The sequence below is a fragment of the Bradyrhizobium australafricanum genome (genome assembly GCF_020329495.1).
GTDB lineage: Bacteria > Pseudomonadota > Alphaproteobacteria > Rhizobiales > Xanthobacteraceae > Bradyrhizobium > Bradyrhizobium australafricanum.
The window spans coordinates 1-25693 of sequence record NZ_JAGKJL010000089.1; the positions used below are offsets into that span (position 1 = coordinate 1).

Genomic DNA, 25693 nt, shown 5'->3' on the forward strand with positions numbered 1-25693 from the left:
CGAGGCCGACACGCCGGCTTTCCATGCCTCCTTCAGGTCGCTGGTAGGCGGGACGGCGTCGGTATCCGATCAGAGCGGCGGCTATACGGTATTCCGGGTCGGTGGCTCGGCTATCCGGGACACCCTCGCCAAAGGAGTCCCGATCGATCTCGACGGACGCGCATTCAACAGCGGCGACGCCGCCACCACGATCGTGTCCCACATCGGCGCCACGATCTGGCGACGCGAGGACGCGCCTGACGGCACCGCCTGCTTCGAGATCAGCCTGTTCCGGAGCCTCGCGCACAGCTTTTGGCACTGGTTCTCCGAAAGCGCCGCCGAATACGGTTTGACCTGGCAGGATCTGCCGGCCGGTCCATGAATCCTTCAACGCCGTCGATCCGCGCCAGCTATATCTTGACGTTCTCCTGTCCGAACCGGCCCGGCATTGTCGCCGCGGTGGCGCGAACGCTGTTCGACGTGGGCGGTAATATTCAGGAAGCCCATCAGTATGATGACGTCGAGACCAATCTCTTCTTCGCGCGCATCCGCTTCAACTTCGTCGCGGACGACAACTTGACTGCTTGCCGGGTCGCGCTGTCGGAACTGGCCGAGGGCCTGACCATGCAATGGAAGCTGCGCGCGACGTCGGACAAGGCGCGGGTGCTGATCCTGGTGTCACGTTTCGACCACTGCCTCGCCGACCTGCTCTACCGCTGGCGCATCGGCGAACTCGCGATCGACATCTCCGGCATAGTCTCCAATCATCCCCGCGAAACCTACGTCCACCACGATCTCAGTGGCATCGCCTTCGATCATCTCCCGGTCACACCGCAGACGAAACAGCAGCAGGAAGCGAGGATCTGGCAAATCGTCGAGCAGCGACAGGTCGATCTCGTCGTGCTCGCGCGCTACATGCAGATCCTGTCCGACGATCTCTCGACCAGGCTCGCCGGGCGCTGCATCAATATCCACCATTCCTTCCTGCCGGGCTTCAAGGGCGCCAGGCCCTATCACCAGGCGCATGGTCGCGGCGTCAAGCTGATCGGGGCCACCGCCCACTATGTCACCGCCGACCTCGACGAGGGCCCGATCATCGAGCAGGACGTCGAGCGCATCTCCCATCAGGACCGGCCGGACGATCTGGTGCGCAAGGGCCGCGATATCGAGCGTCGCGTGCTGTCGCGCGCCGTGTTCTGGCACATCGACGGTCGCGTGCTTCTCAACGGGCGAAAGACGGTGGTCTTCAGGGATTGAGCATGCGGGCAGGCATCATCGACGGCAAGGCGATCGCGGACAAGCTCCGGGCGCAGCTCTCCATCGAGGTCGCGCAATGGGCTGCGCAGGCCGGCCGCCGGCCAGGCCTGGCCGTCGTGCTGGTCGGCAACGATCCGGCGAGCGAGGTCTATGTCGGATCCAAAGCGCGCCAGACCGTCGCAGTCGGTATGCGATCCTTTGAGCACCGGCTGCCGGCCGAGACATCGCAGGCCGATCTGCTTGCGCTGATCGCGCGACTGAATGCCGACGATACCGTCGACGGGATCCTGGTGCAGCTTCCGCTCCCGGTCCATATTCAATCAGACCTTGTGATCCGCGCCATCGACCCCACCAAGGATGTCGACGGCTTCCATCCCGAGAATGTCGGTCGGCTGACGAGCGGATTGACCGGCCTGGTTCCCTGCACGCCGCTCGGCTGCATGCTGCTGCTGCGATCGGTGGATCCCAAGCCGGGCGGATTGCACGCCGTGGTGGTCGGCCGTTCGAATATCGTCGGCAAGCCGATCGCACAACTGCTTCTCCAGGCCGACTGCACGGTGACGACAGCGCATTCCCGAAGCAACGACCTGCCGGGCCTGTGCGGGATGGCCGATATTCTGATCGCGGCGGTCGGCCGGCCCGAGATGGTGCGCGGCGACTGGATCAAGCCCGGCGCGATCGTCATCGACGTCGGCATCAACCGGCTGTCCGCAGCGGGCGTGGCAAAGGGACGGCTGGTTGGAGACGTCGCGTTCGCCGAAGCCGTGGCTGTCGCGCGGGCCATTACGCCCGTACCGGGCGGGGTCGGCCCGATGACGATCGCCTGCCTGTTGCGCAACACCCTCCAGGCAGCGCAGGCTCGTCCGCGGATCGGCTGAACAGCGGGCCCGCCGCGGCGGTCAGGCCGGCAGCGCAGCCGCCCGCGGCCCGACGAGCTCACCCAGACGGCGACGGCCTTCGCGCTTTTCGTCCTCGCTCATGCTCCGCACGAGTTCTTCAAGCTCCGCCATGGCGAGGCCGACACCGTGCCTCGCGGCTGCGCTGAGCCAGACAAAAGCCTCGATACGGTCGACCGTGGTGCCTCGTCCCCTGGCACAGCAATAACCAAGTCGGGCCTGCGATGGATAATGCCCGGCCATCGCTGCGCGCCGATACCACTCGACGGCCTGCGGCATGTCGATCGCAACACCCTGTCCCTTGGTCAGCAACGCGGCGTAGTTGAACTGCCCGAGGACATCGCCCTGCTCGGCAGCCTGGCGAAACCAGAAGGCGGCCAGCGCCAAGTCCGCGACGATCCCCTCTCCCTTCGCATACATCGCTCCGACATTGTTGGCGGCGAGCGGATTGCCCTTCTCGGCGGCACGCAGGTACAGCCCAAAGGCATGCGAAGCGTCACGCTCGACACCCAACCCGTTGGCATAGAGAGACCCAAGCCATGCCTCGGCCTCGCCGTCTCCCGCTTGCGCCAACGGTTCCCAGATTTGTCGGGCCTTCCCGTAGTCGCGTTCAAGAAAAGCGGCTTCACCATCGCTCGCGGTCGGCATGGGACTCTCCTTACTGGCGGGTGTGGGGGGCCATCTTGAACAGATAGACGCAGTCAAACTCGTTCGTCTCGCCTTCGGGCGGGACACCGGCCGTCTTCAGATGTTGGACGAAGTAGTCGTAGACCGTCCGCGCGGCCCTGTGCGAGAGCAGCTGCTTGTATAGCCAGGGATCCTCACCGGTGCGGACACCGTGCTTGTCGAACAGCGTCACCTTGGGAGCGTCGGAGATGCCCACACACCAATGCGGGAAAGACTGGTCGAACTCCTTGATGTAGGCAAGAAACTCGTACTTGACCTGTTGGACGCTGAAGACCATGTGTGGGCTCCGTCACGCATGCATCAATGGGGCATTCCAGTAGGAGACGTGGCGCTCAGCGATCCGCTGCATCAGCAACTGATTGAACTGCCAGCCGGCGCGGCTGCGCTCCGTCGTCTCCCCCGACAAGCACAATTCGATATCGCCCTGTCGCGACATCGCCTCCGCGGCGGCTTTCTCGAGGAGCCGCAGGAGTGCGCCGCAGGCAGCATCATGTTCGGCGTACGACAGATCGGGGCAACTGAAGAAGGAAAGCCGCCATAACGTCTGGTCCATCGCCGTGGGCTGAAGGACGATCGCGAGCGTGGCGTGCCGCGCCCTGATCAGCACCAGATTCGGAAAGCACCACTCCGCCGCAACGTGGTTGACGGCTCCGCCTCCCGCCTCGTAGGAGCGCGCGACATCCACCAGGGCTGCGCCCGCCAGCTTCCAGTTGGAGCGGTGCTCCTGCCAATGCCCGCTGAGCCTCACCAGATTCTGCGGCCAGACAGGCTGGTCGCATTGACGCTCGACGTCGAGAGTCGGCTCGATATTGGCAAATATGAGCGGACCGGAAGTTTTCACCTTCGCCGGAATCAGCCGCTCCGGCACTGCGCCGAGATACTGCCCCATCTGCGGCGCCAGCTCCGTCAGGACGCCACCTTGAATGACGCCGCGGTCACGGCTGTAGCCGCAGGACGTGTACGAGCATTTGGTCTTCTTCCCTGTCCGGCACTGCGCCGGAATGGTGCGGCATCCGCCGTGCTGCGCCTTGTTGAAGCGTCCGATCAGCGAGCCGTCCTCCTGCCTCTGCACGTGAATGGCATGCTGCCCGATCGTGTAAGGCAGGAGATCGTGGGGCTCACCGATCTCCGGCGCGGAGCCGACACAGATCCAGTCGCGGGTCCAGATCTTCTCGTTCTCGAGCCGCTGAAAAACCTCCGAGGTATAGGCCCGGCGGGGCAACATCGTCGCGAGACCGAACGGCGCACGACAGGCAGAATAGAGCCGGGCGTCGAGAAAATCGACGCCTTCGTCGATATAGATGGTTTCGGGATGAGTAAGCATGCGACGCCCCGTTGAGCGGGGGCGGCGCCGCAACGGCCCGCCCCGTTCTGCTGGCGATGAGTGCTATTTGCGCGCCTTGTTCATCGGCGGGTCGTAGTCCGCGCGACCGCGATGAGCGATGGCGGCCGGATCCGGCATCGGCAGCGGACCGTCCGCCATGAAGCGGTTGAGGACGTTGCCGACCAGCGTCGAGATATTGTTGTCGCCGTTGTTCCAGGGCAGTGCTCCGCAGAACGCGATCGACGAGAAAGCGAACGACGCGCCGCCATTCGGAGTTTCGTGATAGGCGATGTCCGAGCGCACGCGCGGATGCTGGGTGCCGTCAAGCCCCTGCTGATTGAAACCGTAGTCTTCCATGACCAGCAGGTACCCTTCGGTATGCCGACCGGCCGACGTCGCGACAACCAGTGTATGCGGTGGGCTGCCGAGCATGGTGTCGACGATGTCCAGCTCGGTGCCGGCGGCACCGCCGCCGACCAGGCCGAAATTGCCGAGTTTCTCGTCGTAGTTGATGCCCTCGAACGCCCAGGCCACCCGCGCATCGTTGCTCTCCGGCGTTCGTGAATAGTACGAGGAGATGTCGAACCCTTCCGACGACATGCCGGTGCCGGCCACAGTGTGCAGGTAGCGGCCGCGGAAGCGCCACATGCCTCCGAGCTCGCCGGTGCCCTGATGGTAGTATTCGCCAGGATCGGCGCGCCAGGTGCGGATACCGCTCTCGCAGCGCCGCATCTCCGTCATGACGCCGCGGCCGAGGCCATCATAGGCTGGATGGTATGAGTGCACCCAATACCACCCGTCAGCGCCCATATACATGAAGCGTCCACCGCGCTGCATGTAGTTGTGCAGCGCGTCGAGCTGCGGGCCGCTGTTGTGCTCGGGATGCGAGCCGGTGATGATCACATTGTAGTTCTCGAGCCGCGCAAGGCCGTCATAGGTTACGTCCTCGTCGGTGATCACGTCGTACTCGTAACCCTTCTTCTCCAACCAGTAGATCATGTGGAGATCGGCCGGATACTGCCATGGCGCCTGCGCGAGGAAATGATCGTATTTCGGCCGGATGCTCAGGATCGGGCGCAGCCGCGACGACAGGCAAAGGCCGCTGCCGTCAGTATGGGTGTCGTAGATCGATCCGCCATATTCGCGGTGCTCCGAGAGGAACATGTTCTGCTGCTGCATGATCGGCACGCGATAGACCAGCAACTCGGCGCCGCCGGCATTGTTCGCAAGGTGCTCGTTCGCATAGGCCATGTAGCTGATGCTGGGCACCATGAAGGCGATCTTGGCGGTCTCCTCGCCGACACGCGGCACGACCCAGAACGGGATGTAGTCCTCACCTCCGTCCTGCGAGGTCAGCTTCGCCGCATAGAACTTGCTGCTGGTACCCTTTGGCACCGACCATTCGAAGCTGACCTGCCAGCGGGCGTTGTCGATGTCGTCGTCGTGGAAATGGATGGCGCCGTACTGCTCCGGCGCGGTCTTCCAGTCGAACACCTGGCCTTCCCAATTGTAGCCGGTCATCGCACGTGTCGGGCAATTCACGATGGTCGCATCGAACAGATACGGCCCCTTGTCCTTGCCGACCAGCGTGTTGATGCCGTCGGAGAAATCCCAGGACGCGACGATCGCCTCGGAGAGCTTGCCGGTCGGACCCGAGTTCCTCCGTTCCGTGAGACCCGGCTGCGCACCGAGCTTCATGGTCTCGATCTCGAGCCGGCTGAGGGCGCGGTTGCAGACTCGCGGGCTGTCGATCTTGCCGTTGTAGTGCCCCTTGATGAGAATGCCGGACGGAACCGACGCCCTGGCCTGCGGCGCGTCGCTGAGTGCACCACAATAGCCGGCGATCACGGTCGGCGTGCCCGGCGTGTAGGCGAGCTTGGTCGACAGCTTCTTGTTGACAGGCGGGATCTCCGGATCGAGCGCGTACACGATCTGCGGCTCGTGGTAGAGCACCGCTTCGCCGGACTTGCCGTCGAACGTCGCCGCGATGAAGTGCCAGGCGTGATCGCGCAGCGGAGCACCGGTCGTGATGACCTGGTCATTGACGCGGAATTCGACGCAACCCTCCTCGTTGATGAAGAGACCGTAGCCCTTGCCGTCGAGCCATTTCGTGACGAGGCCTTGGGCGCCGTGCTTCCAGTACTTCGGATGGGTCTTCGGCGTGGTCGGCCAGATCCAGCATTGCAGTGTCACGCTCTCCAGGCAGAACTGCGGCTTGTCCACGACGAATCCGTAGGAGCCGCTGTAGATCTCCTGTTTCAGGCCCTTGTAGCTGCCGTTGCAGGCGGCCTCGATCTTCTCCTCGATAAATCCTGGCCCGCGTGGATTGGTGTCCGCATGGATCATCTTGACGATCTCGGTCTTGTATTCGGCGGGACCGTCGCAGTTCACATAGAACTTGATAGTGTCTTCCGGGTGCACGCTGAATTTGTCCGCGTACCCCGTGATCTTCATCCAACTCATATTCGCGCCCTCAATCGTAGACGTTTCGCTTCGATAGCAATCAGGTCACAGTCCACATGTCGTCGCGGCGCTTCCATCCTTCGCGGAAGTGTTCCGGAAATCCGTCCTGTTCGGGATATTCTTCGAGTCGCATCAGGAAGATGTCGTGTTGCGGGTCCTGCTCGTTGTCGTAGACCTTGTCATTAACGAACTCGGGCGGAACGCCGCGGATGCCCGACAACCGCGCGATACGCCATTCCTTCTCGACCCTGGTGCAGACGACGACGAGCTTGCCCTTGGCCGGAGCGGCACGCATCCGCAGCAAGACGCGGTTGAGCTGGAAATCTTCGTGGATTCCGCCGGTGACCGTCGTGGTGTCGCCGGGCGTCGCACATTTGAGCACGCTGTTGCCGGCCACGCCCTTCATCGAGTCGATACAGTCCTTGTGCTCCTTGATCATGCGCTGCGCATCGGACGTTGATGGTCGCGGTATCGGAATCATCGGTCTGCTCCGGTTGGCTAGATGGTGAGGTAATGATGAATGACATCGTCGGTCAGCTCGGCCATCGGCCCGCTTGCGACCACGCGGCCATTGTCGACCATCAGGAACGCGTCCCCCAGCCGCCGGGCGACCCGAATATGCTGTTCGGTGAGGAGAAGCGTGATTCCGAGCTTGCGATTGAGGGTCATGAGTGTCTCGCCGATCTCGTGCACGATGTTCGGCTGAATGCCTTCGGTGGGTTCGTCGAGCAGCAGGATCTTCGGGTCGACGGCCAGCGCGCGCGCAATCGCGAGCTGCTGTTTTTGACCGCCGGACAGCAGCCCTGCCCGGCGGTCAAGGTTCGCTTTCAGATAGGGGAACATCTGAAGGCAAACCTCGGGGATATCCGGACGACCGTCATGGCGTGCGAAGGTACCCAGCAGGATGTTCTCCCGGACGGTGAACTCCGAGAGAATTCCACGCCCCTGGGGGACGTAGCCGATACCGAGCTTGGCCCGAACATGAGTGGGCGACGAGCCGATCTCCGTACCCTTGATCGTGATGTCGCCAATCGATCGGTCGGTCAGCCCCATGATGGTGCGCATCAGCGTCGTCTTGCCCACGCCGTTGCGGCCAAGCACGCACAGACACTTGCCTTCCTCGATGCCGAACGAGAAGTCCTTCAGGATCGCCGTCTTCCCGTAGTAGGAAGTGACTCGGTCCATTGCGAGCAGCATGGCTAGGCTTCCCCCGTTTCGCCGAGATAAACCTCGCGAACGCGCTCGTTGGCTTCGATTTCGCTGATCGGCCCTTGCGCGAGCAGACTTCCCATGTGCATCACGGTGACCACGTCGGCGATCTGGCGCACGAAGGCCATGTCGTGCTCGACCACCACAAGGGAATTGGTGCGCTTGAGATTGTTGAAGATCTCCGCGGTCTTATCGATCTCCGACTCGGTCATGCCGGCAACCGGCTCGTCGAGTAGAAGCAGACGCGGGTTCTGCATCAGCACCATGCCGATCTCGAGCCACTGGGTCTCTCCGTGCGAGAGAATGCCGGCCTCGATGTTGAGCCGGCCACCAAGTCCGGTGACCGACAGCACCTCGTCCAGCTTGTCCGCGAAACCCGGCGCCCGGAAGCGGAACAGGTTCTTCAGCGGATGCGTGCTGCGGCTATAGGCGACCTCGAGGTTCTGCCGCACCGTCAGGTCGCGAAACACGGCCGGCACCTGAAATTTGCGACCGATGCCGCGGCGGGCGATTTCGTGCTCGTCAAGACCTGTGATGTCGTCGTCGCAGAAGATGATCTGACCTGAGGTCGGCTTCTGCCGCCCGGTGACGAGGTCCATCGTCGTGGTCTTGCCCGCCCCGTTCGGTCCGACCAGGCAACACAAAGTCTGCTCGACCAGCTCAATGCTGAAATCATTGATGACCGAGACGGTATCGAAGCTTTTGCAGAGATTGCGGATCTCGAGAAAACTCATGGCCGTCTCCTCACTCGCCCGGCTGCGGCAAAAGGCGGCTGCGGACGGAGGACACGCCATTGCCGTCCGTCTTGCCGCCCGTCGACGAGGACAGCCTTCCCAGCGCGCTTTCGACCAGGCCGATCAGCCCCTTGGGCAGGAATCGCACGACGAGGATGAAGAAACCGCCGAGGATCAGCAGCCAGGTGTTGAGGAAGGCGTCTCCGAGATAGCTCTGCGCGCCCTGGATCAGGAACGCACCGAGAATCGCTCCCATCAGGGACATGCGGCCGCCGATGCCGGCCCAGATCACCATCGACAGGCTGAAGGTGGTGTCGAACTGGGCGGGCGAGACGTACTGCGTCAGCATCACCCAGCAGCAGCCCGCCACCGCGGCAAAGAAGCCCGAGATGGTGTAGATCGCGGTCTCGTAGCCCGCGACATTGTAGCCGAGGAAGCGAACGCGCTCGGCGTCGTTTCGTACGGACTGCACGACCAGGCCGAACCGGCTCAGCGTCATGAGCTTCGCGACGACCGTCGCCAGCACGAGCAGCGCAAGCACCGTCCAGTAGGCGGCCGGGCTGTAGGGATCGACGACGATCTCCCCAAGTTTCAACGGGGCCGGCGGAGTGATGCCGTTGACCCCGTTGGTGTAGGGCTGAATGTCAAGGATCAGCGTGCCCCAAGCGCTGAGCATGGCAAGCGTCATGATCGCGAAGAACGGACCCGAGACGCGGGCGCGAAACATCAGCCAGCCGAAGATGGCGCAAAACAGCGTCGGTACGACCAGGGCCAGCGCAATCCCGACACTGGTGTTCCAGAACGGCACCCAGAACAGCGGCAGATGATCAAGGCTGTTGTTCAGCATGAAGGGCGGCATCGGGTTGGACGCGTCCTGCGACTGCATCTGCATGGTCATTGCCATGCCATAGGCGCCGAGACCGAACGGAATGCCCTGGCCGAGGTTCAAAATGCCGCCGAAACCCCAGCAGAGGCTGATCGATAGCGCGAGCATGGCGAACACGCCATAGGTTGACAGCTGGTTCAGCAGGAAGTTGTCGCTGACCAGGAACGGTACGGCCGCAAGCACAACGTAGAAGACGAGATAAGCCAGCCATTGCGCGCCCGGCCTGTGATAAAGATTCATTTCCGTGTTCCTCTTCCCGAGCGCACCGTCGATCTCCTCAGCGTCGCTTCGCAGAGGGGGCGAACAGCCCTTGCGGACGAATCCGTAGGAACACCACGATCAGCACGAACAACAGGAAGCGGGCGAACGTGTCGTTGGTGAAATAGGCGAAAATCGACTGCAACTCGCCGGTTGCACCACCCGCGGCCACGCTGCCGGCCAGCGTGCCGCCCCCGACCACCACCACCAGGAATGCCTGCACCACATAGGATGCGCCCATGGTGGGAAGAACGATGTTGAGAACACCGAATAGCGAGCCCGCGACGCCGGCCAGCCCGGCTCCGAGCGCGAAAGTCAGCATGTAGACGCGGTCGGCATTGACGCCGAAGGAGGCGGCCATCTCCTTGTCCTGCATCACCGCGCGAACCTGAACGCCGAAACGCGTCCGGTAGAACAGCGCCCAGAGCGCGGCGACGATCCCCAGCGTCACTAGCAACACGACGAGGCGGAATACCGAGATATTGATGAAGGCAAACTGGATGTTGCTGGAAAAGATCGGAGGCACTGCGAGGTACTTCGGATCACTACCGAAGATCAGACGGACACCTTGCATCAGCACCAGCGATACACCGAAGGTGGCCAGCAGGGTGTCGAGAGGACGCTTGTAGAGATAGCGGATCAATCCTCGCTCCAGCACCAACCCGATCAAGGCGACGATCAGGAAGGAAGCGGGCACGCACAGGACGAACGGAAACCCCAGGAAGCTCTGCAGCATGTAGGAGCTGTAGGCGCCGAGCATGATGAACTCGCCATGCGCCATGTTGATCACGCCCGCGGCACCATAGATGATCGTCAATCCGAGTGCGGCGATCAGCCAGATGCTGGCGATGCTGATACCCAGTATCAACGCGTTGATGAACGCACTCAGATCGAACGACGTAAAAAAGGATCCGACCGTCATGCCTAACTCCGCCGTGAGTTCGATGGCTGGCCCGTGGCGCCATTCGCTTGGCGCCATGGGACGGCCCGTCGTGCGAGGATGCGTCAGATCACGCCTTTGCGGATCTTGCCGTCGGCGGCCTTGAGGCCGTCCGCCATGCACTTGCCGAGATCCGGATAGATCGAGTAGGGATCGGGCGCGACGTGCTCTGTGGACGACTTCACGATCTTGAAGCTGCCGTCGGCCTGGCACTGTCCGATTTTCGGCTTGAGCCATGTGTTGAAATTCTGGTCGTCAATCCAGATCAACCCTTCCGGCGACACGGCCTCTTCGACCTTGATCCCGCCGGTGTTGTCGCGGATCGCGCGCGGCGTCACTTCCTCGACGCCAACTTTGGCGATCGCCTTCTCCAGCCCGTATTTGAAGACATAGGCGGAGAGATAGGTCTCCTCCATGTTGTAGTGCGTGACGCCGTTCTTGCCGTACTTGCTCTTGAGGAAGCTTTCGACAAACTTGTGGTTGGTCGGATTATCCAGGCCCTGGAAGTACGGGGCCGACAGGAAGTGACCCGCGCCGTATTCGTTGCCCATGGCGCGGGTCTCGATTTCGCCCGTCGTGAGCGAGGCGATCGGCATCGAATCGACCTTGAAGCCCTCTTGCTTGAATTGCTTGTGGAAGGCGATATCGGATGCCCCGACCACGGTCGAGAAGATGAAGTTCGGCTTGGCTTCACGGATCTTGTTGAGCACCGGGCCGAACTCGGAGCTGCCGAGCGGAATGTACTCCTCGCCGAGCAGTTCGCCGCCGGCCTGCTGCAGCCAGACCTTGGCGTTCTTGTTGGACTCCTTCGGCCACACATAATTCGAGCCGACGAAGAAGACCTTCTTGCCGAACTGCTGAACCATGAACGGGATCAGGTCCTTGGAATGCTGGTTCGCGAGCGGACCGGTGCAGATCGTATTCTGCGTGCACTCCGCGCCTTCATAGCAGGTCGGATAATACAGCAGGTGGTTCTGCGCCATGACGGTGGGCAGGATGGCCTTGCGGCTCGCCGAGGTGTAGCAGCCGAAGATCGCAACGACGCGATTGCGAAGGATCAGTTCCTTGGTCTTTTCGGAGTAGACGTTAAAGTCCGACTTCGCGTCGACGATCACCGGCTCGATCGGCTGGCCGGCGATACCGCCGCTCTTGTTGATCTCGTCGATCGCATACTGCATGACGAGGGTGGAATCTTCTTCCGGCACCGCGAGGCCGCCGGTGAGCGAGAACAGGAGACCGACCTTGATCGGCTCGCCTTTCTTGATCCAGGACTGCGCGCCCCATGCCTGGTTGATGTTTTTGACGAATCCGTAGGGCGCAGCAGCCGCAGCGGCGGCGCCCAACGTGACCTTCATGAAATTCCGACGATCCGTCCGCATATCGACTTCTCCGCTGGCTTTCTTGCTGCGAAATCTATTTTCTAGACGATACAAATGGTCGAGACTTTCTCAAGAATAAATTTTGTGCACTGTCAGTTACGACTGTTGGCAGCGGCGGATTTCCAGAAATGTGGACGGGCAACGTCGGGAAAATGATCCTCCTCCACACCGAGCGATTCGCCGGGCTGGAAGGCCGTCGACGCGCTCCGGTTGCAGAAATCATTATCGACCCGCCCCGCCGACATGTTACGAGGGGTGACGCGAGAGGGACCATCACATGAGACGAAAGACTGCAGTGCGATCGACGGATGCAACCGACATGAGCTCCACCTACCATACCGGGTCGAGCGCTCCGGTCGCCAGCGACCGGAGTCTCGAGCGCGCGCTCGGCGCCAAGATCAGGGATACGCGCCGCGAGCAGGATCTCTCCGTCAATGATCTTGCAAATGCGGCCAACATCTCCGGCGGCATGCTCTCGAAGATCGAAAATGGCCAGATTTCCCCGTCACTTTCCACGCTGCAGTCGATTGCGCAGGCGCTGACGGTACCGCTCAGCCGATTGTTTGCAGCATCCGAGGAGCGTCGCGACTGCTCGTTCGTTCGCGCCAAGCAGGGCGTCGTGATCGAACGCCGCGGCACCAAGGTCGGACACGTTTATCAACTGCTCGGACACGTCAACGACGATGACGTCGTCGTTGAGCCGTATCTCATCACGCTGAAGGAAGGAGCCGAGGCCTACACCGAATTCCAGCATGCCGGAACGGAGTTCATCTATATGCTGAGCGGCGAGGTCCTCTATCGGCACGGCAGCAAGAGCTATCGGTTGCGCCCAGGCGATTCCCTTATGTTCGATTCCGGCGCGCTGCACGGCCCCGAGGTCCTGGTCAAGCGACCCATGACCTACCTGTCGATCATCGTGTATCCGCGGCGCCCCGCCTAATCTCGTTGCAGAGTCTTGCTCAATTTCTTATCAGGAAATTTTTATTCCTGACAGTTGACCCACCCGTTCGGGCTGATACATTGCTCCTCAGCCAAGGAGCAATGCATGTGCGGCATCGTTGGATTGTTTCTCAAGAACGAGCGGCTTCAACCCGAGCTTGGGGGGCACCTGTCGCGCATGCTCGCGACCATGTCGGCGCGCGGCCCCGACAGCGCCGGCATTGCCGTTTATGGACCGGGCACCGACGATCTCATCAAGCTGACGCTCCGCGCGGCTGATCACGCAGCTGACGGTGATCTCGCGACAAGGCTTGGCGCCGCGATAGAGGCAAGCGTGGACCTTGTCCGACGGTCCAACCATGTCGTCGTGACGATCCCGAAGCAACGGCGCACACAGGCCCTCGCCTGGCTGGCCGAGCACACCCCCGACATCTACGTCGTCAGCGCCGGATCGCGCATGGAGATATACAAGGAGGTTGGGCTTCCCGAACGCGTCGCAAGCCGCTTCTATGTGTCCGCGATGCGCGGCACGCACGGCATCGGCCACACCCGCATGGCGACGGAGTCTGCGGTGACCACGGAAGGCGCTCACCCGTTCTCGACGGGAGACGACCAATGCCTGGTCCACAACGGCTCACTCTCGAACCACAATGCCGTACGGCGCAATCTTCGGCGCGAGGGTCTCTTGTTCGAGACGGAGAACGATTCGGAGGTTGCCGCGGGGTATTTGACCTGGCGGATGCGCGAAGGCGACAGCCTCAAGGAGGCGCTGACGTCCAGCCTCGATGCGCTCGACGGCTTTTTCACTTTTGTGGTCGGCACCCGCGACGGCTTTGCCGTGCTGCGTGATCCGATCGCGTGCAAACCGGCTGTACTGGCGGAGTCCGACGACTATGTCGCCTTCGGCTCGGAATTCCGCGCGCTCGCCGTGCTGCCGGGAATTGAAAAGGCGCGCGTTTTCGAGCCCGAGCCCGCCACCGTTTACGCTTGGGAACGTCGGTGATGCACGTGGTCGACCTTGAACAGCAATCCGTGCGGGATTTAAACGCCGCGCTCCATCGCCTGACGCCCGACACCAACGAGTCCCTTTGGCAGGTGACGAATTCGGGCGGCAAGCACGCTATCGGCGCCGGCGTCGATGCTCCCATCGAAATCGTTATCAAGGGTAACGTCGGATATTACTGCGCGGGGATGAACAAGCAGGCCTCGATCACGATTCATGGCAATGCCGGACAGGGCATCGCCGAGAACATGATGTCGGGCAGGGTCCACGTCATGGGAGACGCAAGCCAATCCGCAGGCGCGACCGGCCGGGGTGGGCTTCTGATCGTGGAAGGCGATGCCGCCGCGCGCTGCGGAATCTCCATGAAAGGCATCGATATCATCGTCAAGGGCTCGATCGGCGCCATGAGCGCGTTCATGGCCCAGGCCGGCAATCTCGTCGTGCTTGGTGATGCCGGCGAGGCTCTCGGAGATTCGATCTATGAAGCCACGATCTTCGTCCGCGGCAAGGTCAAGAGCCTCGGAGCCGACTGCATCGAGAAGCCCATGTCAGCGGACGACAAGTCCCGGCTCTCCGGTATCCTCGCCGGCGCCGGCGTGGACGGTGTCGGTCCGGAGGACTTCCGCATGTATGCGTCAGCCCGCCGTCTCTACAATTTCCACATCGATAATCTTTCTTCGTACTGAAGGCCGACGATGTCATCTGCAAAGCCAATCCGGACCGAACCTCGTTTCTCGGCGACCTTCGACCGATACACCATCTCCGAAATCCAGCGTGCCGCGGCGACGGGCATCTACGATATCCGAGGCGGCGGCGCAAAACGGCGCGTGCCGCATTTTGACGACCTGTTGTTTCTCGGCGCCTCCGTGTCGCGCTATCCGCTTGAGGGTTATCGCGAGAAATGCGGGACGGACGTCGTGCTCGGCTCGCGATTTGCCAAGAAGCCGATTCACCTCAAGACCCCCGTGACGATCGCCGGGATGAGTTTCGGCGCCCTATCGGCTCCTGCCAAGGAGGCGTTGGGCCGCGGCGCGACGGCGGTCGGCACCAGCACGACGACCGGCGACGGCGGCATGACGAACGAGGAGCGCGAGCACTCCTCGATTCTGGTCTACCAACTGCTTCCCTCCCGCTACGGCATGAACCCGGACGATCTGCGCCGTGCCGACGCGATCGAGATCGTGGTCGGACAGGGCGCCAAGCCGGGCGGCGGCGGCATGTTGCTGGGCCAGAAGATATCCAAACGCGTCGCCGAAATGCGGACCTTGCCGGCGGGCATCGATCAGCGCTCCGCCTCACGGCATCCGGACTGGACAGGGCCGGATGATCTGGAGATCAAGATCGAGGAAATCCGCGAGATTACGGACTGGCAGAAACCGATCTACGTAAAGATCGGCGCCAGCCGCCCCTATTACGACACGGCGCTGGCGGTGAAATCCGGCGCCGACGTCGTCGTCATCGACGGCATGCAGGGTGGCACGGCCGCGACGCAAGAGGTCTTCATCGAGAATGTCGGCATTCCGACGCTCGCGGCGATCCGTCCTGCCGTGCAAGCGCTCCAGGAGCTCGGCATGCATCGCAAGGTGCAGCTCATCGTCTCCGGCGGAATTCGCAACGGCGCCGACGTCGCCAAGGCACTTGCGCTTGGCGCCGATGCGGTCGCGATCGGTACCGCGGCCCTGATCGCGATGGGCGACAACAGTCCCGCGCTCGAGAGCGAATACCAGAAGTTGGGAAGCACGGCCGGCGCCTATGATGACTGGCACGAAGGTCTCGATCCCGCGGGCATCACGACCCAGGATCCCGAACTGGCCAAGCGGCTCGACCCGGTCGTGGCGGGCCGACGCCTCGCCAACTACCTCTCGGTTCTCACCCTCGAGGCGCAGACCATCGCGCGCGCCTGCGGCAAGAGCCACATTCACAATCTCGAACCCGAAGATCTCGTCGCACTCACCGTCGAGGCGGCCGCCATCACGCGCGTGCCGCTTGTGGGCACAAGCTGGATTCCTGGCCGGGACTGATTCTGACGCTTATCTTGAATAAAGAGGCACCATGTCAATCGACCTTGCTGAAGTCGCCAAAGAACGGAAGATCAAGTACTTCCTGATTTCCTATACGGATCTGGTGGGAACACAGCGCGCCAAGCTGGTCCCTGCCGAAGCGATCGGCGGAATGGCCAAGAACGGGGCGGGCTTCGCCGGTTTTGCTACGTGGCTCGATATGACGCCGGCGGATCCCGACATGCTCGCGATCCCCGATCCGGCCAGTCTCATCCAGTTGCCGTGGAAGCCGGAAGTGGGCTGGCTGGCAGCCGATCTGTGGATGAGCGGCAAGCCGGTCGAACAGGGACCGCGCAATGTGTTGAAGCGCCTGATCGGCAAAGCGGCCGAGCGCGGCTTCCAGCTCAAGAGCGGCGTCGAGTGCGAGTTCTTCCTGATCTCGCCGGACGGTGAGAGCGTTGGCGACGAATCCGATCGTCAGGCCAAGCCGTGCTACGATCAATCGGCCTTGATGCGGCGCTATGACGTCATCAGCGAAATCTGCGACAGCATGCTCGCTCTGGGCTGGAAGCCCTATCAGAACGACCATGAGGATGCGAACGGCCAGTTCGAGATGAACTGGGACTACAGCGACGCCCTGACCACCGCCGACCGGCACGCGTTCTTCAAGTACATGGTGAAGTCGATCGCCGAAAGGCACCAGTTGCGCGCGACGTTCATGCCAAAACCGTTTTCGGGTCTGACAGGCAATGGCTGCCACGTCCACGTCTCGCTATGGAACGGCAACCGGAACGTCTTCGAGGACGACAAGGGAGAGCTTGGAATCTCCGCCACCGGCTACGCCTTCATCGGCGGGATTATTCATTCCGCCGACGCTCTCGCAGCCATCCTGAACCCCACCGTCAATTCCTACAAGCGCATCAACGCGCCGCGCACGATCTCCGGCGCAACCTGGAGCCCAAACACGGTGACGTTCTCGGGCAACAACCGTACCCACATGATTCGCATCCCCGAGGCGGGACGGTTCGAACTGCGGCTGGCCGATGGCGCCGCCAACCCTTACGCCATGCAGGCGGCGATCCTGGCCGCAGGCCTCGACGGCATCCAGAGTAATCGCGACCCCGGCAAGCGTCTTGACATCAACATGTATACCGACGGTCACCTCGTGAAGGACGTGAAGAAGCTGCCGCTCAATCTGCTCGACGCGTTGCGCGCACTGGAAGGCTCCAAGCTGCTCTGCGAGAGCCTCGGCGCCTACGTTCCCGCCTTCCTGAAGCTGAAGCATCAGGAGTGGAACGATTTTTCACGTCATCTGACCCGGTGGGAACGAGAGACGACCCTGGACTGCTGAGCGCGCCCCAACTCCCTCTGTGCCGTTTCATCATCGCTCTGGATTCCAGTGGCGCACGACCGCTCCTTCTCGAGCACGACCTTTTCGAGAAGCGCAACAACCGATACCGACATTCGCCGACTCAACGTCACGAGCTGGTGGTGGCCTTCGAAGGTCGCACAGTCAGCGCTCCACATGAACATCCCTCTCTTGCATATGATCGAAGCTGTCGAAGTACTGTGGTTCCGCTTGATCGGGAGCCAAGAATGAGCTGGTGCGCCATCGGTTCATTCGATCACACGCAAGCCCGCTTGCCGGACAGCGTAGCCGCGCTGGCGGCATCTTGACAGCACACCAATCCGCCCGTCTGCGCGATCAAACTACCAAGGCAAAGTCAGCCAGCAGCGATCACGTTCCCCTGTGCCGAGGGCGTCCATTTGGTCCGAGATGCAATGAGCGTGAGAAACCGCAGAAAATCGTAGTCAGGCGTACAAAATCGCAGAATTGGTAGCGGGGGATCGCTACATTGCTATACCCATTATTTCGGAGGCCCTCTTTTCTTACTGGAGAGCAGCCTAACTCGGGACGTCGGTCTCGATAGTCCGCCAAAAGCCGCCATTCGTGCGCGATTCCTCGCGAAACGTCCTCACACCCTATCGCCCCCACACAAACTCTTGAGATGTGCTCATCATCCGGCAGAACCGAGCGGTGAGGCATCCGCGGCCTGCTTCATGTGCATCGCGGAGCGGTGGTCTCAATATAGGCCTAGATCTGCTTCCACTACGCGGACTGATATTGAACTCGCTCAGGCGATAGGTTCACCCATCAAAGACAAATTCCAAACCCTCGCCGCGAGAAGGGCTTTCTGCTCGCAGTACATGAGGGAAGATGCAACTCGCTGCCGGACGCAACTGTAAAATGCGCATGGATAACGCCGCAGACGTGCGGGAACACGGGAGCTCCAATTCCTCCCCACGGCAAACGCTGCTGTCGCCTCCCGCAGCGATTTCATTCCAGACGCCCCAACTCAGACTTCAATCAAGGCATAGGGTCGACCGGTGGGCTTCTCGATTGATCGGGCCACGTTGTAGACGCGGGCGCCCCCGGGTGTTCGGCCTTCATAGCGGCCCTGATGAGCATGGCCGTGCACCACCGCGCTCACTTTGAATCGATCGATCGTTTCGCCGAGACGTGACGAGCCAAGAAACGGAAGAATCTCCAGTGGCTCGCCTTCGACCGTATCGGGAATCGGCGCATAGTGAAGAACGACGACAGCCTGCTTGCTCGCCACCGCGCGCATCGCATTTTCGAGGCGTGTCGCTTCGTTGACGGATTCGGCGACCAAGCTCTTGACAACCGCCTCGCCGAACGAAGCAAGCATGCGACGGCCGAAGCCTCCGATGAAGCCCTTCACTCCGACGAAGGCGACGCCGTTGATTTCGTGCGACTGCCCGTTGAGCAGGTGCATTCCGGCGCCCTTCAAAATGCGCTTTACGTCTTCAGACTGGCCGGATTCGTAGTCGTGATTTCCGAGCACGCCGACAACGGGAATGGAGCAGGCACGTAAATCTTCTGCCAGAAGCTCCGCTTCGGACGGCTTGCCGAGGTCAGTGAGGTCGCCGCAAAGGACGAGCACCTGGGCCTTGGTCGAGACCTCCGCAAAGAGCTCCCGGAAAGACAGCGTGCGGTCCTCCTTCACGTGGAGATCGCCAATGGCAGCGAAGGTGAACTTGTCTGGTTCTTCGGACATCGCGCTACTCACTACCCTCGCCTGCGTCGACAAATCCCCATTCCTCAACGGCCGGCTCATAATCGACCAGCGAAAACAACCGTCCCCGACATATCTTCACGAGCGGTGGAGGACGCTCGAACTGGATCTTCAGGCGGGCGACCAGTTCGTCCATCAGCCAGCGCGGCACGCAATCGCGCTCGCTCGGATAGGCCCAACGGAAGTTGAGTAGATGTGCCAGAAGCACCTCCCAATGCAACTCCATGTAGGCAAGCAGACGCCGCCAGTCGATCTGATCGTGCTGCTTGAGAATGACATGCGCGATATCTGCGCCGTCGTAACGATGCCGCAACTGGACGAAGGCCTTGGACCAGATCAACTCTGTCGGGGCGATGACGCGCATCGGCATGCCGAACACCTTGATGCGCTGCGCGGATTCGAACCATTGGTCGGTCACGGGAGCCATGCCATGCCAGAACGCGAAGATCACATCGAAGAAGTGTTCGTCCTGGAAAACTTTTCCGAGCCAGCGTTCGTCCTCAATTGCGACGGTATATCCGAGGTTCTGGAAGTGGTTGAGAACACGGGGATAGTCAGTCGGCTTGCAGACGATATCGAGATCTTTGGTCGCGCGCGCCACGCCAGTATAGGCGCTGAGCGCATACGTGCCTGCCAACAGAAACGGAAGATCGAGCTTCGCGAGCTCGCGCAAGGCCTGAGCGTAGAACTCCTCAGCGCGGGCCGATGGCGCGGTCGGCTCGGCGGCCGCATCGACCGTCCCGATAGATTCAGTGATCGTTCTGATTTCCTTCGCCATGAACAATCAATCGAAGCTCGTCAGCTTCGGCCGCTAGGGTGCCTGTTCGACAATTGACTAGACAATGCAAGGTTCCACATGCCGTGTGACCCACAACAGACATTCGTGCTTCGCTGCGCGGTGCTGACGCCGAGGATCAGGCGGCGGTTGACTCCCTCTCATCCACTCAACGTGACCGCCCGCACGCAGACGTCCACGATGCGCTCGAGTCTTCATCGATATCTGTCCTGCTATTCTCCACCCATCATGAGCATGAGTTGCGTCCAGTTTGAGTGGACGCTCAAAACCCCTGATCTTCATCGCCATCCTTGGGGCCGGTTCATTCCTGCGGAGCAGGAACTCCGGAAATCGAACAGAATTGGCAGCAATAGTGTCCTTTTTCACCGTTGACCGGAAGCTGAAGCTGGATTTGTCGATCGATATCCCTATCCCGGCGCGGCCGCGATCGCTGCGCCGGCGAAGCTAGCCTGCCCCGCCGCCGCAGCTGTTGGCGCTTAGGCGGCACGAACGTAGCCGTAGCGGAGGTTCGAAGGTTGCTTCGCAGCTTGGGTGTACTCGTTCTTGAGCGCCGCGAGGCGGTCTTCAGAAAGGGCGGGCATCCTGGTGTTATCGGCCGCCTTCAGCTTAATCCTGTAAAACCTAGTTGCGTTGCCCGCGAAGATCAGCTGCTTGGTCGCGCTGTTGGCGCCGCCGAGCGGCGCAAATCCGTACTTCTTCTGCATGTCCTCCGGGATTTCGAGCCGGCGGAGCGCTTCGATCTGCCACTGCGGTGAGCCGTACCAGACCGAGTCAGTGCCCCACATCACGCGGTCGACCCCCATGCCTTTGATCAGCGTGCCGACCAGCGCGGCGCAGAACTTCGGATGCGCCACCGCCGAGTTGGCAAAGGACGTGCCAAGTTCGGCATAGACGTTGGTGACGTCGAACTTCTGCGGGATCTCGGCGAGATCTGTAGCCCACTGGATGCGGCCGGTCTGCTCGAACTCAGCCCAGGCCTTGTCCGGCAATTCGAGGAAAGCCCTTAGCGCCGAGTGGTAGATCACGAAGTTCATCTGCGGCCAGTCCTTCGCCGCCTTTCCGATGTCCCAGGCGGTCGCGTATTCCCACAAGCCGGCGAACGACTTCTCGTAATCGGGTGGCAGCAGCCCCTTGTGGATACAGAGGGTGTTGATGCCGGCCTTCACCGCTTTTTCGTAGAAGGGATACATCACCTGCTCGTCATCGAGCCGCCATGGGAACTTGGAGGGCGCCAGCGGATCGCCGATCGTGTACGACTTCCAGGAATCCGGCTTGTAGACCTCGATCGCCTTGTCGACTTCCTCCATCCAGCCGGGCTGCTTGGGGGTGATGACGCTATGCGCCAGCAGGCGCCGCGAGCCGGCGAAGTCGTTAATGAGCTCGCGCGCCTTGACGATCTGCTCGTTAGACAGAAGCCACCAACTCGGATCGTCGAACGGTGCGCCGCTCAACAGCGCCATGTGGGTGTCGCTGTCGTAGTAGATCTCTTTCACATAGTTCTGGAACTTGTAGCGGGCGAGCGAGGAGACGCCCTCCTCCTTCATCTTCGGGTTCCAGTGCTGGCTCGCAAAGTCCGCCAGCCCCAACAGCTCCTTGTGATCGAAGTCATCGCGCACGAAATGGGTCTGCACGTCGAAGATGAACTGGTCGGCGAGACCTTGCGCGCGCGCCAACATCAATTCGGGCTCCCGGGCCTCGGCGGGCGCCACCTGGAAAACATTGCCGTAGATGTCATTCATTGCGAGGAATGCCGCCGCCATGCCGCAGCTCGTGTGAAGGAACTGCCTTCGGCTTAAGCCGAGGTTCTTGCCGTTCAAGTCGGCGAGTTCGTTGATCCGCGCCTCGACCTTCTTTTGTGTAGCGCTCTGTGGGGGCGGGAGATATTCGCCGTTGGAAACAATCTGGGTCGGAATCGGCGTTGCCGCCGCTGCCGCCTCGGCACCCGCGACGAGGCGCTGCTCTCGTTCACTAAGCCAAGTGCTCATCGTTCTCCTCCCTGTTTTGAGATCGGAGTTGCCGTTCGTTGCTCACATCGGACTGCATGAGTCTGACTGCTTCAGAGCAGTTACCTGGCCGGCTTGCCACACCGTCCGGCCTCGCTTAACAGTTGCATCTCAACCGCGTACGACGCGACGAATTCAACGCTCAAACTCCTATGACCGCAAGCGGAGTAATCCGGCAACCGCACTGTCCCAAACTATTTCGCTTGTGATCGCTTTCAGAATTCAAAAACGAAATTTTTTTAGCTAAGTGGAGCGCTCTGTGGTCCTTAGCTGCCCTGTGTGAGACCAACCAACGTCTGCTTGTGCCAAGAGCCACCCTCCCCGTCACATCGCGCTTTGACCCTTAACGAGGTGATGAAAAGAAACAGCGGGCGTTTAATAAATCCCTGAGGTCAACGTGCGGTGCGGGCAAGTTCGTCGGGCAAAGCTTTCGCATCCTGCAAGTCCGGTGTCCCGAAGCCATCGGCGAACGAGCCGTAGACGGCGGCTGTGCGCGATTGCATTCGGATTAGCCGTGATACGCGGTACTGCGAACGGAGGCGACCTCGCGGCCCGACACCGACCGGCTGCTATTCGCGGCAGGATTGGCCTGCGCGGGCTATACCATTGTCACACTTACGATGGCTATCACCGCCATGTTCAGACGGACCGAGTTGGACGGCCCGGCATCGTGGCGAACGATCTCCGTTCGCGCACTCGGAGGCTGGATCGCGGCCATCGGTCTCATGATGGCCTGGTTCTCGCTTCATGAGAACCACGCTGCGGGGGACGGCGCGCGGCGTCGAATCGTCAGCCGCCGCCGCGCAAGGTAGACCACCCGAACACGTCGATTTGATCGCTTTTCCTATTCCTTCGCAGGCTATGGCGCGAAGCAGCTTCTCACATCGTCAAACGCCGGTTGGTCGCAACTTCCCGCTCTTCCGCAGGCGCATCTTCTCTGCTCTCGGGAATTTAGGCGTGCGCGCCGCTCCGCGCTCACGTTGCCGCTCACAAGATTTATCTTGAGTTACCGGTGCACATGCCCTGCACACGCGGCCTGCTATCCTGCCGAGAAAATTGATGTGTCGTTCCAGTCCATCACCACCCAGCTCGGGCAAGCTTCCGCCAAACAGCTCAAATTGGAGGAGGTTCAGGGCGAGCCGGTTTCCGCCGATGGCAAGCTGATGATGCGCGGCGCGCCGACCTCCCGGGGCAGTGGCGCGCCGAGCACAAGCGACAGCTGATGCGAGGCGTCGGTGAGCCGGGCCGCCAACGCCCCGAGATCGGCGCGACGTATGCGTTCGACGGGGCCGCTGACCGTCATGCCCCCCACCAGTGCTCTGTCGTGGCCGAAGACAGCGGTGGAGAGTGAGGCCGTCACGGCGTCGTAAATTCCGGAGCTGACAAAGATCTGCACGCCGTCATCTACCCGGTCCGCCCAACGGGCCACCCCTCAGCACTTGTCCTGTCGAGGTCAAATCAAGCGGCGCGAGATTTGTGAGCCGTGCGACGCCGCGTACTAGTTGCGGCGAATCCACCCGAAATAGGCAGAGCCGGCTGTCACGTTCGCGCACGTGAAACGCGCTGCTCTCCAACGTCTGCTGGCTTAGCCGCTGAAGCACCGGCAGCACATGCTGTTCGAGATTGAAATTGGCCCGATAGGTGGTGCCGAGCTGGAAAGTCTTCGCACCGAGTGCGTAGCGGCCGTCGCTGAGGCGGACGACGTAGCCGGCTTCGTCCAATGATACCAGCTGGGCCGTTTATCCTAACGATCGATAATAGGAACGATCGGCTTGGCAACGAGTCGCCTCAGGGCCCCCAGCCGATCCAGGGCCCCCCCGGCTGCTGGAGGAAAACCCGCATTGTTCGGGTTGGCGGCCCTCGGGTTGGGGCCGTTTCAATTCGCTGGACGCATGAAACCCTTCAATTTCACAGGTGGTGTTGCAATGGAATTTATTGGACGCCCGATGAGAGGCCGATTCCTCGTTCGGCAAGGCGGCAACGGCTGGATGGTCTACGATAGCGAATGCAAAGGACCGGCCCAGATAGAAAAGGACGGCGCGTTCGCCGAGAAGCTGACAAAAGACCAGGCTGAGATTTTAGCGAAGCTATTCACGAGTCGCGAAAACCGGCCTCTGACCATAGAATGGCCTCAACGCCCGCGGAGAGCGCTAAGGCCGCGGTAATAGTCCCAGTCCATCGTTTAGATTTGACGTCGTGGACTGCTGCTCGTTCCCTGAACAGAAACGGCCCGGCGAGACGCTGAGGCCGAGTCGACGGCCCTAGCGAGGTGCAGCCGGGGCCACCGGTTTTAAACTGATTGAGAATGTACCCCGGGTCTTCGGGGGCAAGGAAGCGTTGGTAGGAACTAGCTTTGGGTGGCCGACGTTACTGCGGCGACGGTCAATTTTGCAAACCGCCCCGACAATAGCCCGATCTTCTTCGGACCGGCCAACGGCCGCGACCTTTTATTTTGGGATGGAGGCAATGCCGGATTTAATCAACCGCGTCCAGCCGGATCGCTCGAAGATCAACATGCACGAGCCATACGAGGTGAAGTATTGGACCCATGCACTTGGTGTGTCGAAGAATGACCTTCAGAAGGTCGTCGAAAAGGTCGGCAACTCCGCTGCTGCGGTCCGCAAGGAATTGGGTCTGCCCGACAAAGCTCAAGAATGACCAAACCCACCCGTCCGATTTGCTTCGGGTTGGGCTGGGTCTGCGAGAACCATCCGCACTTGCCTTACGGCGGAGGCACATGGCTGTCAGTGCGGCGCCGGCATGCCTTGCGAGTGCAATCGGGCGGATGGGATCGATGAGCCTGATGTGAGCAAGGTCATTGAGCAATCCGAATAAGATATTGCCGTCTGGCAATCCGTAGGGCTGCGCTGCATGGACGCTACCGACGAGCTAGGAAGGCGCCTAGCAAGAATGCAACGGCAAGGGACTGAAATGGAGCTGCCCGGGTCGCTTCACTCACGTAATGCAGCCACCGATCATGTTGTGGCAAATGTTGCAACGCGTCGTCTTCAGCCATCCGCCGGATCGCTTCTGAAGCTCGGTCTATTCGCCGCTCGGGCGTGGCAGTAGGTGCAACTGAGCTTTCGTCAGCCATGTGAGTCTCCTCGCGCCCGGTCGCCCACCAAACGGACTTGTTGTATGAGCGCTAACGTCCGGCGAATATCGACTGTTCCTAGGTTGTGCCGCTCGTTCGGGCCGATAGCTGATCGGCGGCAGGCCGTTGGCGGCGCGGCTTGTCCGTCGTACAATCGGGCATCGCTTGGATCGCGGGTCCATAGCGCAAGAGAGGCCGGGTCGGATAGAGCGCAGGCTGTCGGCCATAATGGCCGCCGATGTCGCCGGTTATTCACGGCTCATGCACGATGACGAAGATGCCCACGCACGCCAAGCTGAGCGAACTTCTCGCAAGAGAAGTGAGCCCGCTATTGCCAGTCACGGCCGCCGTATCGTGAAGAACACCGGAGACGGGTTCTTGGCAGAGTTTCCGAGCGCGGTCGAAGCGGTTCGAGCCGCATTACGGTTTCAATCCCGCATACACGAATTTGCCCTGCCAAGCCGAAGGCCAGGCCGCAATGGCGCGCTCACGGATCGTCAAAGTGTCGTCGGGTACCAGACTTCGTTCGACGACCTGATGAATTCGCCCGATGCCATGACAGTTCGGACAGGCGCCTTCCGGCGTGTTAGGCGAGAAGGACTCCGCGTAAAGCAAGGCCTGCCCGCGCAGATATGTGCCCGCCCGCGAATACAGTATGCGCAAGAGGTTGGAGAGCGTCGTGACGCTTCCCACCGACGACCTGGTTGTCGGCGATCCGCGCTGCTGCTGAAGGGCGACGGCTGGCGGC

General features: G+C 61.3%; 24 protein-coding genes and 2 pseudogenes. 10 read left to right on the forward strand and 16 right to left on the reverse strand.

Annotated elements, in window-relative coordinates; translation table 11 throughout:
- From J6525_RS41910 to folD, 3 genes are all read left to right on the forward strand, one after another.
- Window positions 1-361, forward strand: a 361-nt coding sequence (locus tag J6525_RS41910; protein WP_283848685.1) for a sarcosine oxidase subunit gamma, incomplete at its 5' end; no start/stop codon positions are given.
- Window positions 358-1236 (forward strand): formyltetrahydrofolate deformylase, encoded by an 879-nt coding sequence (gene purU / locus J6525_RS41915; RefSeq protein ID WP_225649044.1) that lies wholly within the window; start codon window positions 358-360, stop codon window positions 1234-1236. The genes J6525_RS41910 and purU, both read left to right, overlap by 4 nt.
- Before the next feature lie 2 nt (window positions 1237-1238).
- Window positions 1239-2114 (forward strand): bifunctional methylenetetrahydrofolate dehydrogenase/methenyltetrahydrofolate cyclohydrolase FolD, encoded by an 876-nt coding sequence (gene folD / locus J6525_RS41920; protein ID WP_225649045.1) that lies wholly within the window; start codon window positions 1239-1241, stop codon window positions 2112-2114.
- A 21-nt stretch (window positions 2115-2135) separates the two neighbouring features.
- On the opposite strand, the gene J6525_RS41925 is transcribed toward folD, so the two are convergent.
- From J6525_RS41925 to J6525_RS41975, 10 genes are all read right to left on the reverse strand, one after another.
- A complete protein-coding gene (locus tag J6525_RS41925) occupies window positions 2136-2780 on the reverse strand; it encodes a tetratricopeptide repeat protein (RefSeq protein WP_225158801.1) in 645 nt (214 codons plus the stop codon).
- Window positions 2781-2790: 10 nt separating this feature from the next.
- Complete coding sequence (locus J6525_RS41930; RefSeq protein WP_225649046.1) at window positions 2791-3096, reverse strand: hypothetical protein; 306 nt, start codon at window positions 3094-3096, stop codon at window positions 2791-2793.
- Window positions 3097-3108: 12 nt separating this feature from the next.
- Window positions 3109-4176: a Rieske (2Fe-2S) protein gene (locus J6525_RS41935; protein ID WP_225649047.1), complete on the reverse strand. Its 1068-nt coding sequence runs from the start codon at window positions 4174-4176 to the stop codon at window positions 3109-3111.
- Window positions 4177-4206: 30 nt separating this feature from the next.
- Window positions 4207-6606, reverse strand: a complete 2400-nt coding sequence (locus tag J6525_RS41940; RefSeq protein ID WP_225649048.1) for a N,N-dimethylformamidase beta subunit family domain-containing protein — start codon at window positions 6604-6606, stop codon at window positions 4207-4209.
- A gap of 40 nt (window positions 6607-6646) precedes the next feature.
- The gene (locus J6525_RS41945; protein ID WP_225649049.1) at window positions 6647-7087 is read right to left on the reverse strand and encodes a N,N-dimethylformamidase alpha subunit family protein; all 441 of its coding nucleotides are present in this window, start codon (window positions 7085-7087) and stop codon (window positions 6647-6649) included.
- Between the two features lie 17 nt (window positions 7088-7104).
- Complete coding sequence (gene urtE / locus J6525_RS41950) at window positions 7105-7803, reverse strand: urea ABC transporter ATP-binding subunit UrtE (RefSeq protein WP_225649050.1); 699 nt, start codon at window positions 7801-7803, stop codon at window positions 7105-7107.
- A 2-nt stretch (window positions 7804-7805) separates the two neighbouring features.
- Window positions 7806-8549 carry an urea ABC transporter ATP-binding protein UrtD gene (gene urtD / locus J6525_RS41955; RefSeq protein WP_139487316.1) on the reverse strand — a complete coding sequence of 248 codons (744 nt, stop codon included), beginning with the start codon at window positions 8547-8549 and terminating at the stop codon, window positions 7806-7808.
- 10 nt (window positions 8550-8559) lie between these two features.
- Entirely contained in the window at window positions 8560-9675 is a 1116-nt protein-coding gene (gene urtC, locus J6525_RS41960; RefSeq protein WP_225649051.1) for an urea ABC transporter permease subunit UrtC, read from the reverse strand.
- A gap of 37 nt (window positions 9676-9712) precedes the next feature.
- Window positions 9713-10615 carry an urea ABC transporter permease subunit UrtB gene (urtB, locus tag J6525_RS41965; protein WP_225158808.1) on the reverse strand — a complete coding sequence of 301 codons (903 nt, stop codon included), beginning with the start codon at window positions 10613-10615 and terminating at the stop codon, window positions 9713-9715.
- Between the two features lie 83 nt (window positions 10616-10698).
- Complete coding sequence (locus J6525_RS41975; protein WP_225649053.1) at window positions 10699-12012, reverse strand: transporter substrate-binding domain-containing protein; 1314 nt, start codon at window positions 12010-12012, stop codon at window positions 10699-10701.
- 319 nt (window positions 12013-12331) lie between these two features.
- Between J6525_RS41975 and J6525_RS41980 the strand changes: the two genes are divergently transcribed.
- From J6525_RS41980 to glnT, 5 genes are all read left to right on the forward strand, one after another.
- A complete protein-coding gene (locus tag J6525_RS41980) occupies window positions 12332-12952 on the forward strand; it encodes a helix-turn-helix domain-containing protein (RefSeq protein WP_225649054.1) in 621 nt (206 codons plus the stop codon).
- Between the two features lie 105 nt (window positions 12953-13057).
- Complete coding sequence (locus J6525_RS41985) at window positions 13058-13954, forward strand: class II glutamine amidotransferase (RefSeq protein WP_225649055.1); 897 nt, start codon at window positions 13058-13060, stop codon at window positions 13952-13954.
- Entirely contained in the window at window positions 13954-14640 is a 687-nt protein-coding gene (locus tag J6525_RS41990) for a GltB/FmdC/FwdC-like GXGXG domain-containing protein (protein WP_225649056.1), read from the forward strand. The genes J6525_RS41985 and J6525_RS41990 overlap by 1 nt, the downstream gene beginning before the upstream one ends.
- Before the next feature lie 9 nt (window positions 14641-14649).
- Window positions 14650-15975 (forward strand): FMN-binding glutamate synthase family protein, encoded by a 1326-nt coding sequence (locus tag J6525_RS41995; RefSeq protein WP_225158813.1) that lies wholly within the window; start codon window positions 14650-14652, stop codon window positions 15973-15975.
- A gap of 31 nt (window positions 15976-16006) precedes the next feature.
- On the forward strand, window positions 16007-17305 hold the full coding sequence (gene glnT / locus J6525_RS42000; RefSeq protein WP_225649057.1) for a type III glutamate--ammonia ligase: 1299 nt from the start codon (window positions 16007-16009) through the stop codon (window positions 17303-17305).
- A gap of 1006 nt (window positions 17306-18311) precedes the next feature.
- Here the strand turns inward: glnT and J6525_RS42005 are convergent.
- From J6525_RS42005 to J6525_RS42030, 5 genes are all read right to left on the reverse strand, one after another.
- Window positions 18312-19034, reverse strand: a complete 723-nt coding sequence (locus J6525_RS42005) for a metallophosphoesterase family protein (RefSeq protein WP_092081577.1) — start codon at window positions 19032-19034, stop codon at window positions 18312-18314.
- Between the two features lie 4 nt (window positions 19035-19038).
- Complete coding sequence (locus J6525_RS42010) at window positions 19039-19830, reverse strand: nucleotidyltransferase family protein (RefSeq protein WP_225649058.1); 792 nt, start codon at window positions 19828-19830, stop codon at window positions 19039-19041.
- Window positions 19831-20324: 494 nt separating this feature from the next.
- Window positions 20325-21833, reverse strand: a complete 1509-nt coding sequence (locus J6525_RS42015) for an amidohydrolase family protein (RefSeq protein WP_225649059.1) — start codon at window positions 21831-21833, stop codon at window positions 20325-20327.
- Window positions 21834-22980: 1147 nt separating this feature from the next.
- Window positions 22981-23247: a hypothetical protein gene (locus J6525_RS42025; protein ID WP_225649060.1), complete on the reverse strand. Its 267-nt coding sequence runs from the start codon at window positions 23245-23247 to the stop codon at window positions 22981-22983.
- 4 nt (window positions 23248-23251) lie between these two features.
- The gene (locus J6525_RS42030; RefSeq protein ID WP_225649061.1) at window positions 23252-23572 is read right to left on the reverse strand and encodes an IclR family transcriptional regulator; all 321 of its coding nucleotides are present in this window, start codon (window positions 23570-23572) and stop codon (window positions 23252-23254) included.
- Between the two features lie 745 nt (window positions 23573-24317).
- Here J6525_RS42030 and J6525_RS42035 point away from each other — a divergent pair.
- Window positions 24318-24509, forward strand: a complete 192-nt coding sequence (locus J6525_RS42035; RefSeq protein WP_225649062.1) for a DUF3606 domain-containing protein — start codon at window positions 24318-24320, stop codon at window positions 24507-24509.
- A gap of 616 nt (window positions 24510-25125) precedes the next feature.
- A pseudogene (locus J6525_RS42040) lies at window positions 25126-25396 on the forward strand (nucleotidyl cyclase domain-containing protein); the annotation flags it as partial.
- Here the strand turns inward: J6525_RS42040 and J6525_RS42045 are convergent.
- Window positions 25393-25693: pseudogene (locus J6525_RS42045) on the reverse strand (excinuclease ABC subunit A); the annotation flags it as partial. The pseudogenes J6525_RS42040 and J6525_RS42045 sit on opposite strands and share 4 nt — an antisense overlap.